The organism is Clostridium grantii DSM 8605 (assembly GCF_900129965.1).
Taxonomy (GTDB): Bacteria; Bacillota; Clostridia; order Clostridiales; family Clostridiaceae; genus Clostridium_AF; species Clostridium_AF grantii.
The window spans coordinates 89,516-104,371 of record NZ_FQXM01000004.1; the positions used below are offsets into that span (position 1 = coordinate 89,516).

The 14,856-nt window shown below is 30.4% G+C and carries 14 protein-coding genes and 3 pseudogenes; 4 read left to right on the forward strand and 13 right to left on the reverse strand.

From position 1 onward, the window contains the following. Window positions 1-21 precede the first annotated feature (21 nt). Window positions 22-542 (forward strand): annotated as a pseudogene (locus BUB83_RS04005) (ATP-binding protein). A 48-nt stretch (window positions 543-590) separates the two neighbouring features. Here the strand turns inward: BUB83_RS04005 and BUB83_RS04010 are convergent. The 3 genes from BUB83_RS04010 to BUB83_RS04020 all read right to left on the reverse strand — a co-directional run bounded on the left by BUB83_RS04010 (window position 591) and on the right by BUB83_RS04020 (window position 2,635). Further along, window positions 591-995 (reverse strand): hypothetical protein, encoded by a 405-nt coding sequence (locus tag BUB83_RS04010; protein WP_073337161.1) that lies wholly within the window; start codon window positions 993-995, stop codon window positions 591-593. A 13-nt stretch (window positions 996-1,008) separates the two neighbouring features. Then, the gene (locus BUB83_RS04015) at window positions 1,009-1,938 is read right to left on the reverse strand and encodes a 4Fe-4S binding protein (protein WP_073337162.1); all 930 of its coding nucleotides are present in this window, start codon (window positions 1,936-1,938) and stop codon (window positions 1,009-1,011) included. Between the two features lie 100 nt (window positions 1,939-2,038). Continuing rightward, a complete protein-coding gene (locus BUB83_RS04020; protein WP_073337163.1) occupies window positions 2,039-2,635 on the reverse strand; it encodes a TetR/AcrR family transcriptional regulator in 597 nt (198 codons plus the stop codon). Window positions 2,636-2,899: 264 nt separating this feature from the next. Here BUB83_RS04020 and BUB83_RS21220 point away from each other — a divergent pair. Continuing rightward, window positions 2,900-3,127, forward strand: a pseudogene (locus tag BUB83_RS21220) (DUF1847 domain-containing protein); the annotation flags it as partial. Next, window positions 3,107-4,347, forward strand: a pseudogene (locus BUB83_RS04025) (IS256 family transposase). The pseudogenes BUB83_RS21220 and BUB83_RS04025, both read left to right, overlap by 21 nt. A gap of 309 nt (window positions 4,348-4,656) precedes the next feature. Here the strand turns inward: BUB83_RS04025 and BUB83_RS04030 are convergent. From BUB83_RS04030 to BUB83_RS04065, 9 genes are all read right to left on the reverse strand, one after another. Then, window positions 4,657-5,127 carry a peptide-methionine (S)-S-oxide reductase gene (locus tag BUB83_RS04030; RefSeq protein ID WP_073337164.1) on the reverse strand — a complete coding sequence of 157 codons (471 nt, stop codon included), beginning with the start codon at window positions 5,125-5,127 and terminating at the stop codon, window positions 4,657-4,659. Between the two features lie 293 nt (window positions 5,128-5,420). After that, entirely contained in the window at window positions 5,421-7,016 is a 1,596-nt protein-coding gene (locus tag BUB83_RS04035) for an oleate hydratase (RefSeq protein WP_073337165.1), read from the reverse strand. Between the two features lie 135 nt (window positions 7,017-7,151). Next, the gene (locus tag BUB83_RS04040) at window positions 7,152-7,703 is read right to left on the reverse strand and encodes a TetR/AcrR family transcriptional regulator C-terminal domain-containing protein (RefSeq protein ID WP_200801427.1); all 552 of its coding nucleotides are present in this window, start codon (window positions 7,701-7,703) and stop codon (window positions 7,152-7,154) included. A gap of 93 nt (window positions 7,704-7,796) precedes the next feature. Continuing rightward, a complete protein-coding gene (locus tag BUB83_RS22185; protein ID WP_200801428.1) occupies window positions 7,797-8,816 on the reverse strand; it encodes a hypothetical protein in 1,020 nt (339 codons plus the stop codon). A gap of 169 nt (window positions 8,817-8,985) precedes the next feature. Then, complete coding sequence (locus BUB83_RS22190; RefSeq protein ID WP_200801429.1) at window positions 8,986-9,462, reverse strand: S-adenosylmethionine decarboxylase; 477 nt, start codon at window positions 9,460-9,462, stop codon at window positions 8,986-8,988. Next, the gene (locus tag BUB83_RS04050; RefSeq protein WP_084133400.1) at window positions 9,462-9,914 is read right to left on the reverse strand and encodes a GNAT family N-acetyltransferase; all 453 of its coding nucleotides are present in this window, start codon (window positions 9,912-9,914) and stop codon (window positions 9,462-9,464) included. Before BUB83_RS04050 ends, BUB83_RS22190 begins: the two co-directional genes overlap by 1 nt. A gap of 368 nt (window positions 9,915-10,282) precedes the next feature. Continuing rightward, window positions 10,283-11,560, reverse strand: coding sequence for an FAD-dependent oxidoreductase (locus BUB83_RS04055; protein WP_073337167.1), 1,278 nt, complete (start codon window positions 11,558-11,560; stop codon window positions 10,283-10,285). After that, window positions 11,557-12,540, reverse strand: a complete 984-nt coding sequence (locus BUB83_RS04060) for a sulfide/dihydroorotate dehydrogenase-like FAD/NAD-binding protein (RefSeq protein WP_073337168.1) — start codon at window positions 12,538-12,540, stop codon at window positions 11,557-11,559. Before BUB83_RS04060 ends, BUB83_RS04055 begins: the two co-directional genes overlap by 4 nt. A 107-nt stretch (window positions 12,541-12,647) precedes the next feature. Beyond that, the gene (locus tag BUB83_RS04065) at window positions 12,648-12,848 is read right to left on the reverse strand and encodes a hypothetical protein (RefSeq protein WP_073337169.1); all 201 of its coding nucleotides are present in this window, start codon (window positions 12,846-12,848) and stop codon (window positions 12,648-12,650) included. Window positions 12,849-13,042: 194 nt separating this feature from the next. On the opposite strand from BUB83_RS04065, the gene BUB83_RS04070 reads away from it, so the two are divergent. Then, window positions 13,043-13,585: a 2'-5' RNA ligase family protein gene (locus BUB83_RS04070; protein WP_073337170.1), complete on the forward strand. Its 543-nt coding sequence runs from the start codon at window positions 13,043-13,045 to the stop codon at window positions 13,583-13,585. Between the two features lie 19 nt (window positions 13,586-13,604). On the opposite strand, the gene BUB83_RS04075 is transcribed toward BUB83_RS04070, so the two are convergent. After that, a complete protein-coding gene (locus BUB83_RS04075) occupies window positions 13,605-14,717 on the reverse strand; it encodes a D-alanyl-D-alanine carboxypeptidase family protein (RefSeq protein ID WP_073337171.1) in 1,113 nt (370 codons plus the stop codon). Window positions 14,718-14,856: the final 139 nt, after the last annotated feature.

Below are 14,856 nucleotides of genomic sequence, written 5' to 3' on the forward strand. Positions count from 1 at the left end.
AGAAATATTTCTATTGAGGATTTGCCATCTGATGCTCAATTAAAATTAAAGCACCTTAGTAGTCTAAAGTTTATAAAGGATGGACAAAATGTAATATTTTCTGGAAATTGTGGGACTGGGAAAACTCACATTTCCATAGCATTAGGAATAAAAGCATGTTTAGAGGGATATAAAGTATTATTTACAATTGTGCCTCTTTTTATTACACAATTGAAAGAATTAAAATCAAATAAAAGTTTAAGAGGATATCAAAACAAACTCTCTAAATATGATTTGGTTATATTGGACGAATTTGGATATATTTCTGCTGACAATGAGGGGGCGGAGCTTCTATTCACCCATATATCTTTAAGGACTGGGCAGAAATCTACAATAATAACTACTAACCTTTCTTTTGATAGTTGGGGCGAAATTTTGGTGACCCAGTTATGACGGCAGCAATGACCGATAGGTTAACTCATAAATCTTATGTTGTTAACATGAATGGAAACTCTTACAGGATGAAAGAAACTAAAGATTGGCTTAACAATCTAGAAAACTAATTTACAATTTTTGGTGGAAAGGTCTTTAATTATCTTTTGGACTAAAAATTATGTATAGAATACATCCCAGGCATAGTTATTAAGTTCTTCCCACATGTGATCATTTGGAACACTCTCTAGAAAGTCATGTTTATCTAATTTTGTTGGTACTCCTTTTTTTAATCCTTCAACTAAATATCCAATATCCTTATAACTCCCATTAATTCCCTTCATCATCATCGGCATATGAGAAACTATCATACCTAGCATCTTCATAGCATTTTTAGGTCCCATCTGGATAAGTTTATTTTTTATGCTTGGTGATTTAGCTCCTGGCTTACTTGTATACTCTTTTGTTCCAAAGTACTCAAACCCTTCTTGGTCTGCACCATCAACAGCTAAATAAACTTTATCCGGATACTTATTTATTTGATTCAAAAATTTTACTTCTACTTTTGTAGATTCCATTCCCATATTACTTTCCTTCCTATTTCAAATTCTTTAAATGGCTCTGTTTAATCTTTTCATAATCATTATTAAAAAATGTACAGCTTTTGATACAAACAGTACAGCCGTAATTATTTGCAAAAGGTGTAGCACATTTTGTCACATCAACACACCTGTAGCCTTCCGGATCTTCAGGTACCCTAATCGATTCTTTATATATTGCTCCTGCAGGACAGCTTTTCAAACATTTATTACACTTATTACAAAATTCCTTGACCCACATATGTGGATTTTCCTTTGTAATAGGCAAGTTCTCAATGTCAGTATAAACAGCTGCTATCCTTAGACTTGGTCCATAGTTTTTATCTGAGATTAGGAGCCCATGCTTGCCAATAACACCAAGTCCTGCATCCATAGCTAATGGTACATAGCTGACCGCTCCTCCAATAGCCGGTCCTGCCATGGCCTTATATCCATGTTTCCTTAAGAAATCACTGATTTTATTTACTGTAACCCCTAGCTGATAATAGGTCCTAAAGATTTCTGTAACTGCTTCCTTCGACGGAGCCTTTTTAATTTTATCTTTTTTCATCTCCATCGTTATGACAATGGCATTTTCATAGAGAATTCTTTCTCTTTTAAAAATATGTCTTTGATCCACTTTTGTATAACCAATATCACTGACTCCTAAGGCTTTTGCATATTTTTCTAGTTCGGATAAATCAGCATCTGATATTACTTTGTTTGCCATTTTAGGATTCTTATCAATACTTGAAGCACTTTTCCTTGCTTCATATAAACATCCTACCATTCGATGCAAAGTATGCTTTCTGCTTTTTAACCCAGCTAGGGTTCCTCCGCCATATTCTCTCATTAAATCCGGTATATGTTGCTGCTCTCGACTGTGCTCATTACTTGTTATTAATAGGTCTTCTTTGTTTATATATTTTTCAATGGATGGAAATTTCATATTTGACCCCCCTGCATACCATTTGGTATGTAATAGTTAAAAAAATTTGTTCTTGGATACATGGTAAAGACTTTTCCTCACCATGTACCATACATATAATTTATTGTTGTATCAACTTCATAAGTGATCCTACATTATTTCTCAACATTTGTTCTGATTCGTTCTTTGTCATCTGATTTGTCATTAGTATTGTACCTCTAACCACAGCACTTAGTACCCCTGCAATCTCTTGTGCATCAATATCTTCTTTTACGACCTTCTCCTTCTTTCCACTCTCGATTGCAAGTGTCATAACCTTAATGATATTTTGCTGATACTGATCATTCATTTGCTTCATTTCTTCATTTAAGTTCATGGATTCCCATAACAATTTCAGGAAGTCATCACGTTCAATTATCCGCTCTGGTTGACTGGCAAGGCGAATATCTATATTCATTACATTTTCAAAAACAACATTGATACGTTCTTTAAAGGATTGTCCTTCAATACCAACAATGTCCATTGTTTTCTGAATATGACCGAAGAAATATGTATTCATTACCTCTTTAATCAATTCGTCTTTGGAGGAAAAGTGGTGATAAAAAGCTCCTTTTGTAAGACCCGTGGTCTTAATAATCTGGTTTAATGAAACTCTTCCATATCCGTGATCAATAAATGCAATAAATGCTGCTTCAATAATTAAATCTCTAGTTTCCATATTCACCTCCACATACCACTTGGTATGTTCATTGTAACACATGCTATCTATTTAGGTCAATAGCCCTATGTACATTCATTAACCTTTATTTCCTTCCCATTTTCTGTTATTGTTTAAATATTTCCATTTGCGTCATAAGTATATGCTGTTGAGTATAAAATGGTACTTGACATCCACTTGGCATGGGGTATATATTAATATAATATTATTATCACTGATTTATAGTTTTTTACGAAACTTAATTTCTAATTCTAGGAGGATACAATGGATTGCACAAAATGTTCATTAAAAGGTTGCAGAAAACTATCTCCTTGTTTTGATAGAAGCAACGAATATCTTGAAAACTATTCATCTGAGGAAAATCAACTTTATACAAAGTCAGCTTCTAGTTTAATTGATAATGGTAGAGCGGGTACTCTTACACGTATTGATGAGATTATAGAATATACCAAAATCCATGAATATACTCACATGGGAGTTGCATATTGTTACGGTTTAGAGAAGGAAGCTGTATTATTAAGAGAATATATCCAAGAACAAAAATTCACTAGTTCAACAGATATATTAGATTAATTAAAGGGTATGTTTAGAGATGTTTTGCAAGAATCTCTAGAAGCTGAAATGGATGAGGCTTTAGGATATGGAAAATACGATAGTATTGAAAAGACTAGTGCTAATAGTAGAAATGGTCACTCAAAGAAAACTATTAAAACTGAACTTGGACCTATTAGGATTAATGTACCAAGAGATAGAAATGGCGATTTTGAGCCTAAGATAGTTCCTAAACATCAAAGAACTGTTGATGGGATAGATGATAAAATCCTCGCACTTTATGCAACAGGTATGCAACTCGAGATATATCTGAACAAATAAAGGGGCTATATGGCGTAGATATAAGTGCAGAAACCGTATCAAATATAACAAATAGAATATTACCATTAGTATCAGATTGGCAAAATAGGCCATTAGAAAGAACCTATTCATTTGTTTTTATGGATGCTATACACTACAAAGTAAGAGAAGATAAACAGGTTGTTATTAAAGCAGCATATGTTGTCATAGGCGTAAATTTAAATGGTGAAAAAGAAGTCTTAGGAATATGGATTGGAGCTAATGAAAGCAGCAAATTTTGGTTATCGGTACTAAATGATCTTAAGAACAGAGGCGTTGAAGATGTGCTTATATTCTGCGTTGACGGGTTATCAGGATTCAAAGAAGCTATAGGCGCTGCATTCCCATTTTGTAAAATACAAAGATGTATAATTCACCAAATAAGATCTAGCATGAAGTATATTCCTTATAAAGATAGAAAGGCTTTCGTAGCTGATTTAAAAGGCATTTATAGAGCTGTTAATGAAGAAGTAGCAATGGAAAATTTAATATCATTGAGAGATAAATGTGCAGATAGATATCCAAATGCAATTAAGAGTTGGGAAAGCAATTGGGATAATTTAAGTACATTCTTTGCTTTTCCAAAAAACATAAGAAAAATAATATATACAACAAATGTTATCGAGAGCATAAACAGCCAGTTTAGGAAAGTAACCAAGACCAAATTAATATTTCCTAATGATGATAGCTTAATGAAGATGCTATATCTAGCTGTTGAACGAGTATCTAAAAAATGGACCAGGAATTACCCAGAATGGGACTTAGTTATCAATCAACTTCAAATAGTATTTAGTGAAGTGTTAGATAAAAAAGCACAATAAAAAAGAACCTTAAATCAAGAAAATCTTGAAATTAAAGTCCTTTATAATGTTTTACCTATGCATATTATTGACATTAATTGGAGATAATGTGCATATAGGATAAATAATTGAACCACTATAAATATACATAATTAGACACAATCAAAGATTGTCTAATAACTAATGTTATAAATTATTTCTAATAAGAAAATTAGAATACACAAAAATATTTACACCCTCAATTTCCAAAACAAATCAACCTAAATAGAGCCTGTTTCTCACTCTAAAGAAACAGGCTCTTTTATTGTTATGCTTACTTTTTTTCCAACTTCACGAATATTTGGTTAGTAAATTCTTTGGAATATGGCAATAATCATCTGGACATCTTGCTAATCTATCTTGATGTTCTTCGGCACTTCTTAAATAGTTTGTAAGTGGTAGTACCTCTACAACTATTTTTTCGCTATCATCTCTCTCACTAATAAAATTTCTGGCTGCTTCAAGATGTTTTTGGCTTTCACTATATATACCTGTTCGATATTTTTTACCCACATCTTCACCTTGCTTATTTAAACTGTATGGATCAATGATCTCAAAGAAGCACTCTATTAAATCTTCAATCATCACAATACTTGGATCAAATTCAGTTTTCACACATTCAGTATAACCATCATATTCACTTGAAAGTGTGTTTGTAGCACCATTAGCTCTTCCTGCTTCAGTGGATTTAATACCCGGTAGAGTCTTTATAAATGCTTGCACACCCCAAAGACACCCACCAGCAAAATATATAACTTCCATAATACATCTCCTACATATTTTCAATTTATCCCGTAAAGGGACTCATTCATTTTAACATAATTATTTATATAAAACACCCTCACTCCAAACGAACAATCTCTGTTGCTTATAAAACCCATGTCTATAATATAAATAAGTAAGTTCGTCGCCTTCGCTTCCTCACTACGCCCCCAGGGGGCAAATAACATTTTATTAATAAATTGTGAATATATGTTCACAGCCCTTAGTGGTCCTAGCAGCACTTGAGATCGAAGCGTACAAGAGCTGCTTGCTTATTACCTAAACTTTGTATATTAACGATAAGATGTTTTTATGGCATTAATTTTTGTACTTAATTTTTTAGAATGAGGTGTAACTGGACAGATTTCTTTGTTAATACCCATTAATTTGTATACAGCAATTCTAGCCGCTCTAACTGAATATTCTTCTGTAAATACCATGTCATCTGTAATTTCAACGAATTGGCTTATCATTGCAAAATTTGTAGATCCTTCTGGCACAACCTGTGGACGGTCTTTCATTGCACGTGGTTGAAACATTGATATAATATAAGGCATCATACATGGAACAACATTAATAACATCCTTCATTATTTCATTCTTTTCATCTTCAAAATGTAAATGATGTAGAAGTTCTGTTAATATTTCTTCTCCTGTACAATCTCTCATTGTCTTTTTAACATAATCACCATTTATATTTGTGTTAAGAGCATATCCCCAAAATATTGTTTCATTTTCTGTTTGTCCCTTAAAATGAGGTTGTGCTGCTACAACTATAGACATTAGCCAATTTGATTCCTTAAATGTCATTAAAGCTCCACTACCAGGTACATTACCACTAAATTTTTCGATTTTTTCCAGTAATTTATTCCCCTTCATAGTAACAGTAAATGACTCCCAATTAGTTTCTTCAGCATTACCAAAGAATGGAGTTGGATTACCAAGATTTTTTTTCTTTTTTGCAATATTAGCCCAAAGTTGTGCTGAAATAGGTTTTTCTATATCCATTTCTGCCTTTGTTTTTAAATCACCAAGTCTAGAATTATCAGTCATGCAACCATTTGTAACTATACATATATCGCCTTCACGAAGTTGAATATAGTCATCTATTTCTCCGTCTTTTGTATAATGTATTGCTGTTACTGTTATTTCATCAGATTCTTCAAAATCAAGGTCAGTAACAGTACAATTAATAGTAAAATCTACCCCCTTTTCATCTAGAAAAGCTTTTAAAGGTAATATTACTGAATCATACTGATTATATCTTGTTCTTGTAACTCCCTCTAGAGTTTCAATACGAGAGTACTCAAACATCATTCTATTCATATATCTTCTAAATTCGAATAAACTAGACCATTTTTGAAAAGCAAAAGTAGTTTGCCACATAAACCAAAAATTAGTTTCAAAGAAATGTGGTGTTTTACCAAACCAATCCATAATAGATAAATTGTCTAATTTTTCTTCAGAAGTAACCATTAACTTAGCAAGTGCCATACGGTCTGCTCTATTAAATCCCATAGATTCAACATTAAGGATATTACCCTTTTTATCTATAAGTCTAGCTTTTGCACAAGTTGGATGTGCGTGGTCAAAATCTAATATCTCATCGGTTACTGATTTACCTTGAATTTCTAATGAAGGAATACTTCTAAACAAATCCCAAAAGTTTTCATATGTTTCTTCATTTAGCATACGTCCACCACGACATACAAATCCTTTAGTATGATTTCCAATACCATCATTACTTCCACCAAGAATATGCATTCCTTCAATAATATGAATGTTTTGTCCATTGAAACCACAATCTTTTATTAAGTAAGCTGCACCAGCTAAAGAAGCTAGTCCACCTCCAATGAAATATGCTTGTTTATTATTTTGCGAGCTAGTCATAAAATTACCCCCTATGAATTAATATAATTTATAATTTATATTTTAATAATATATTAATTTATAGAAAGTAACTATAAACAATCTTACCTTAATGTATAAAATTCATACAATTTCCCCAATATGTCTAAAGAAATTTTAAAGGTAATTGTGAATTTTTCTCTTGATATCTCCTTCTATTAATTGATTTATATCATTGATTATATTAGCTGGGTCTTCATTAGCTCCTTCTCTAATCCATTGAGTCATTATTCCTATGAAAGCATAAGTATAGAAATTTGCAATAAATCTTTTTTCTCTATATTTTACATCAGTATCTTCTGCTACTTCATCCACTACCCCCATTAAAAAACCAAAAGTTATATCATAAAGAAATCTATCTAAATGTTCTCTTCCCAAAGAATTAAAACAATTAGTACAGAATTCAAGATTATTTCCAACATACTCAAATATCATAAAAAATCCTTGTTGCCAGGTATTATATGACTTATATTTGTTAATGCTTTCAACAGCTTCTGTTTTATAAATCCATTCAACTAAATCATATATATCCTTGAAGTGATAATAAAATGTTTGTCTATTAACTCCACAATGAGAAACGACATCTGTAACGTTAATTTTATCTAAAGTTGCTTTCTTCATAAGTATTTTCAGTGATTCGGCTAGTGCTTTTTTTGTTAATGTAGCCACGTTTTTTCCCTTTCTTTTCTTAATTTATAAATGTAATTTATACTTTTATTTTATCATACCATAACTAATTTGTCTCAAGTAGCAAAAATTTCACTATTCCTTAATTCTGTCTAATAAATTACCTTCCGACTTTTTATTTTCCCCCACCACAAAGTCTTTCATATAAAAGCTCAGATATTCTTTATAATTACTATTTGTTTTAAGAAGTAATTCATCAACGTAATAAATCCCTTTTGGAATATCATCTAATAATACTGAGGCTAAACCACCATATATTCCACAAGCCACTTGGAAATAAGTGGCATTAGTTCCGAACTCTTTAAATATTTCTTTATTATCTAAAGCATTGTACATATACCTTTCTTTGTCGTCATATACAAGAAGCACACCAACTAAATCTTCACCTTTCAGAGGCGCTTCTACTGGATCTAATACCTTCATGGGGTAATTCCATAAATCACCAAGGTTATTTATATTATCCTTAATCAATTTAGTTGTATGATCATTAACTTTATATATAAATCCCATTTCCATATTATATAAAGCAGCTAAAGTTAAAACTTCTTCATGAGGCATAAGACACCCTGCAAATTCTCTATCCCCTAAAGTTACTTTAAACTGAAGATCATATACCGCTTTATACAAAATCAAACACATATGCTGTTGCATAAAAGCTGGGTAGCTATATATGGCTTCATCTAAGAAGCAAATTGGTGACCAAGTTGTATAAATAGTATTTTTATCTGCTAAAGATTCATCTTCATAAAAAGAAGTATCATTCTCAACAATGTAGCAGGCTTTTGGAGTTTCCTTTGGGAACTTTTTCATTAAATCGATTGCCATCCACTGTACTACTCCTGGATTCATACCTGAACAAATAATTGCAGTAGTATTTTTAAATTGATTTTTATTCTTTTCATAGATTGCATATCTTTCTTGTAAGGTAAATCCTTCTAAATAAATATTCTCATCTACACTTGTGTTTTCAAAGGCCGTATTGATATAAATAACTTTTGATTCATTGCAGCATCTTAACATTTCAAGAGTATCTGCATAAGAAATATCTATTACATGAGTGGTATTTGTTATTTTTAAGAATTGTGTAAATTTCACAGTATCTTTTAAATCAAATTCATGTAAGGTAATATTATCTTTTAAATTTGGAAACCATTGCTGATAGTAATTTATTTTTTTTGTTTAGAATCAATTAAGTTAAATTCACATTTACTCACATAAGAGTGTATTGAATCATTTTTATCCATCACCGCTTTATTTAAGATGGCTAGAATTGATTTAGCACCCCACCGCTACTACCAAGAATTGAAATAACGGGAACTCCTTCATATGAGTTAATTTCTTTTTTAAATCTACTTTTATTTAAGTAATTATTTCCTTCATCTATTTTAGCTGGTATACTAGCACAATCATTTAAAACCTCATATTTCTTTGCATCCATTTCTTCATTTAATTCTTTAAAAACAATTTTACTATTAATATTATTTAATGAAGTGAATAATTTGACTTCTGCATAGCCATACTTAGGCCAAGTATCAATAATTAAACGAGTCTCTTTAGTAATTACTAACCCACTTATTCCGTAGGGGTTAAACAAAGGCAAATATTTTTTATTTCTTATTCCATCAATATTTATAGAAACTTTTTTTAATAATTTCTTTATTGATAAATAATCATTTAATATACTTTTGTCACAATTATACAATTTAACCAAAGTATATTTTACTACATTCCAATCTTCCATTAAACATATCTCCTTCTATTAAGACTGTTTTTAATCTTGCTTTTGTTTATAGTATAACTATATATCATTCCATTTGGTTTCAGCTTATGTCCTTCTGTTAAATTTTTATGATAAAACTTTTTATAAAGTTTAAAACCATATTTTTCGTAAAAAGTGAAGGTACACCCAAGTTCTGTCCATAGAAATACTTCATTAAGCTGATTTCTTTTGCAGAAATTAATATATCTATCCATAAGCTTTATTCCGTAACCCATACCTCTTAATTCTGGACTTATAATAAATAAAGTTATTTCACTATCAAATTCATTAGCATACGATTCTCCAAGTTTATCCATAGAATCTATATTTTTTTTAAATTCCAACGCTGTTTTAAAATCACCAAAATTTCCAAGTATCAAGTTATAAGCTGCCCAAAAATCCTTGGACAATAGTTTTAACCTGTATTTTAACATTAGCTTAAAATCTTTATCTTCTATACTAGCAAAAAGTAACCCTTTAACATGTTCCTTTTCGTCTACAAGAACATCTAAATGTTCAGAATAATTAATACAACATAATAAATAGTATTCGTAGATTAAGTTGATTTTTTTAGGGTGGTCAAATTCTTCCTCTAGTTTCCACGTAGTTTTTATTAGCTCGCCACAACTCTTCAGATATGATTTGTTATATTTCCTAAACTTTAAATTAAATGTTCTCTCCTCCTTTATTCTTATATTAGTGCTTTACCAAAATATCTCTTTACTTTTAATAGAGAGTGAGTAGATTTTTCTTACTCAAGCCTAGTCACTCTCTCTATAGATTTTAAAAGTTTTCCAATATCCTAGATTAATTTTTCTTCAAAAACTCCATTTAAATTCCATTTATTGATTCTTTTTGCTATTTCTTCTTTTTCAATTGTATAAAGCCCTAATTTCTGCATTCTTTTAAAATACTCCGCTCCTGCAAAAGTATATCTATTTCTTCTACCCTCTGGAGTCATCATTTTATAATTTGCATAAGCAATTATATCTCCTATAGCTATTGCCTTTGGTAATATTAATAATGGCAATCCTAAATTATATCTAACTGCATTGTGACCTGCTAAAGCTCCTGTACATATTGCTTCTGTATGTCCTACAAATAAACCCGATTTTTCTCCTGCACAAAACATATTTTTAACGCCTTTTACTCTCATATCATCAGTTCTAGGCGCTACTGAAAGATATCTAATGGAATTACCTTTTCCTCCTGCGTATGGATCAATATATTTTGCTCTTTCAAATCCTTCTATCTTTCTTAATTTTTCTAAGGGATAATAAGTAGTCATCAATTTAACATGACCAGTATCAAGTAAAATAAGATTTTCTGCAAACTCTTTTAAAGCATATTGTTGACAAACTTTTGTTTTTAACTTGTCTAAATTAACATCTTCTGCTGGAAGTTTTGCTATATAAACCCCTGTTTTCTCTAATTCCTCAACAATAGCTTTATCCAAACTATCTTTACAAAGCTTACAACTGCCACTAATTGCTCCTAAGCTATCATTTTCTCTTTCTGCTTGAAGATCCATTACTCCTGCTCTAGAACTTAAACTAACTCTAGGTCCAAAGGCTGGACATCTCAAAACGCACATAGAACAACCATTACCATATCTTAAACAATTCCCCATAGGGCCTGTAGAACCAGTGGTTTCAATTATTGAATCACATTCAACATATTCTCCTTCTGCAAAATAAACACCTTTAATATTTCCTTCTTCATTTTTGATATCTATGGCTCTTTTCATAAAATGCATTTCAATACCTAAGGACTTTAAATGTTTTCTTACTTCTGCTTCTATAATATTTACATCGTAAAGCCAAGCATGTTCATGTCCTGGAAAAGAAATATTCTTATGCCTAGAATTCTTATCTGTTATATTAATTAAATCTCCTGCTCCAAGCTCTATAAGTTCTTCTGCAGCAGTATATCTTCCGTTATTTCTCATTATGCCGCCTACATTTCCAAGCCCTAGAAGCATATCAGTTTTTTCATATAATGCAACATCTGCACCCGCTTTTTTAGCTGAAATAGCCGCTGCACATCCTGCCCAACCTGCTCCAATAATAACAACTTTCATATAAATCTTCTCCCTTCAAATATAAATTCAGGATCAGTTTGAAGTTTACAAAGTCTTTTTACTTTATGCCCTTTAAACCTTGCTGTACATGCTCCACAAATTCCCTCTCCACAGCTCATTTTGGCATTATTAGAGCAACTAAGGGGAACTCTACCCTTTATATAATTCATAGTTTTAATAATTAAAATATCCGCTGCTGATACGTGAATAAGATTAATATTATTATCTTTAATTTTCTCATCAATGATATTCTTTAATTCTTCAGATATTTCTCCATCCTGAAAAGTATTACATAAGATAACTTCTGCATTACATTCATTAAGATACTTTTCTATAAATATTTCCTCGTAATTGGCTTTATCTAAAACCACTATAATTTTATTTCCATTAGAATAAAGTTTTTTCATTACTGGAATCATAGGAGCTTGCCCAATAGCTCTTGCTATTATCAATGAAGTTCCTTCTTTTTCTTCAAGTATATGTTTTAATCCAAAATCACCATTCCAAAATGGTGCTTTTACCATTATATTTTCTCCTTCGTTTAATTCATCTATTTTTTTAGTTTTTATTCCCTTAATTTCTATTGCAACTGTTATAGTATTTTCAGTAATATCTGACTCCATTATTGAAATCGGTACATTGTGCAAAATATCGCAACTAGGATTTCTTAAAAACACAAAACTGCCTGGTGGTAACAAATCTCTTACTATATTATGAGGAAGAAGAATTGTTAATAAAATAACATCTTTACTTAAAACTTTTTTCTTAATTATTTTGCTTCTATAGGTCTTCCTTCCTTCTTTTGCTTTAGAGCCATTCCAAAAATACTCTTGATATATACAAGTTCCCTTCCAATTTGTGCAGTCACAAAAACATTTCCCTGATAATTGAGAACAAAGAATGCAATCTCCAGTTTCTGCTAATTTGCAAGGGCAATATTCTGTACCAGAGTCTATACAATCTATAATTTCATACTTCATAATTTACCTCCTGTAGCACTCTAGTATTAAGATATTTTACAAAAGCAACTTTTGTTACACCCAAAAACGTTTTTTAGCCTAAAGTATATTAACTTTAGGCTTTTTTTCTATAAATGCATTTCTATCGAAGACAATTCCTGAGAATTCACTTCTTTTTCTTTTACCATAAAAGTGCCTGAATTATTATTTTTAGAGGAGGTTACCAATTTTAATAATTTTAAGTAATTCAATCTTTTTAAAAATTTAGAAGTTTCATCTTCTGTTAGAATAATTTTTTTGCCATTTTTAAAATTAAAAGCTAATCTCATAAAGGCTCCTTTTTTATTGATTTTTTACTGATCTTTTATTCTACCTATTACATTCTATTCATAAAAAAAATTCTTTACTACATTATTTTTATTGGAAAATTTTAAATTATCAATTTTTATTAATAGCTTTTTAAATTATAAGATGTTATAATTTAAAATATATTATACTTTAATTAAAGAAAATGGGTGATATTATGAATTACTATTTAGTTGCCTTAATTGACGAAAATTCTTACATCAAAATACAATCATTGCAAAAACAATTATCAGATGAATACGATTTGTATGATAAATTGCCTATGCTTCATATGACTTTAGAGGTTATAGAGGATGCTGAGTTAGAAAAACTAATACCATCACTTCATAATATTTTCAAAGATACAAAAAAAATGAAAATTAAAATTAAGAATGGAATTTGTTTTGAACCTCCTTTCAAGTCAGTTAACTTAAAAGTGGAAAACGATGAAAATATCAAAGAATTTGTTTATGATGTGAATCATTGTTTAAAATCCTACAACTTTAAAGTTAGAGAAAATGTAGATGACTGGGATTTACATATTTCCTTAGCCAATACTGTTTTTTCAAAAAAAGAGTGGCTAAAAAATGAATTTGAAAGTGCTTGTAAATATATTATGAACTTAAGTTATGATATTGTTCCAGAAATAACTGAGATTCAATTATGGAAACCTATAAATGATGATGATGAAATGGTTCTTTTTAAGCAGAAACTAAAATAAACAAATCCAAAGGATTTGTTTATTTTTTTAATTTTTCCATTATATTTTTCAAAAATTTATCCTTACTTTTTTTATAACTTTTATCTGCTTCTAGTGGTAAATCTAATATTTTTTCTTCTCCCTGAAAAATTTCTAATTTGCCTAGTTTATCACCTTCATTAATAACTTTGGGTATTGTACTAGGAGAATAAGCTTTAAAAGTAACTTCCATTCCTTTTTTAATAGGTACAACTACATCTGTTGGAGCTACAAAACCAACTAATTCCTCTCCATCAAGCACAAACTCACTTAATTTAGTACCTTTTTTTGCAATTTCCTTATATTCATAGTTTTTCATGCAATAATCATACATTCTTGAAGTTTCTCCCCATCTTCCCGGACAATCTATAAGCACAAAAACAATATCAGACTTATTTACATTTACAGATGTAACTAAGCATTTTCCTGCGCCACCTGTATACCCTGTTTTAACACCATTTGCATTAGGTATATGATAAAGAATTTTATTTATGTTGTGATAACTTCTTGTGAAATTATATTCACCTGCATCCACATCTTTTGAACTTACTATTTTCTCAAATAAATCCTCTTCTTTAGCTTTACAGGTTATTAAAGCTAAATCATATGCAGTACAATAGTGATTTTGAGAGTCTAATCCGTGAGGAGTTTCAAAATGAGAATTCACTGCTCCTATTTCCTCAGCATATTCATTCATTAATTCCATATATTCATCTACACTTCCACTTATTCCCTCTGCTAATGCAATAGCTGCATCATTTCCAGACCTTAGCATTAAGCCGTACAATAATTCTTTTATAGTAATTTGCTCTTTTTCTCTGTATCCTACCTTTGATCCTCTAACACTTGCTGCATTTTTTGAGATTTCTACTTTTTTGTTTAAATCGCCATACTTAATAGCAACTAAAGAAGTCATTATTTTTGTTGTACTTGCCATAGGTGTAATAAAATTCCCATTTTGTTCAAACAAAACTATACCAGTTTTACTATCCATTGCTATAGCACATCTTGCTTTAATATAAATAGGACTAGCGTTTGAAGTAATGACAAACAAGTCAGATGCAACAAAAATCACTAATAATATTCTTATTAATGCTTTTTTTGATTTTTTCATTTGATCCCCTCCTAATTATTCTATTTTTTGTGTTTTTCATTTAATTACTCATGTAATATATGGTTTTTTAATATTATTCTATAGATTTAAAAACATTGCTATAATAAATCCTTTTTTTGGTTATACTATTTAATGTTAT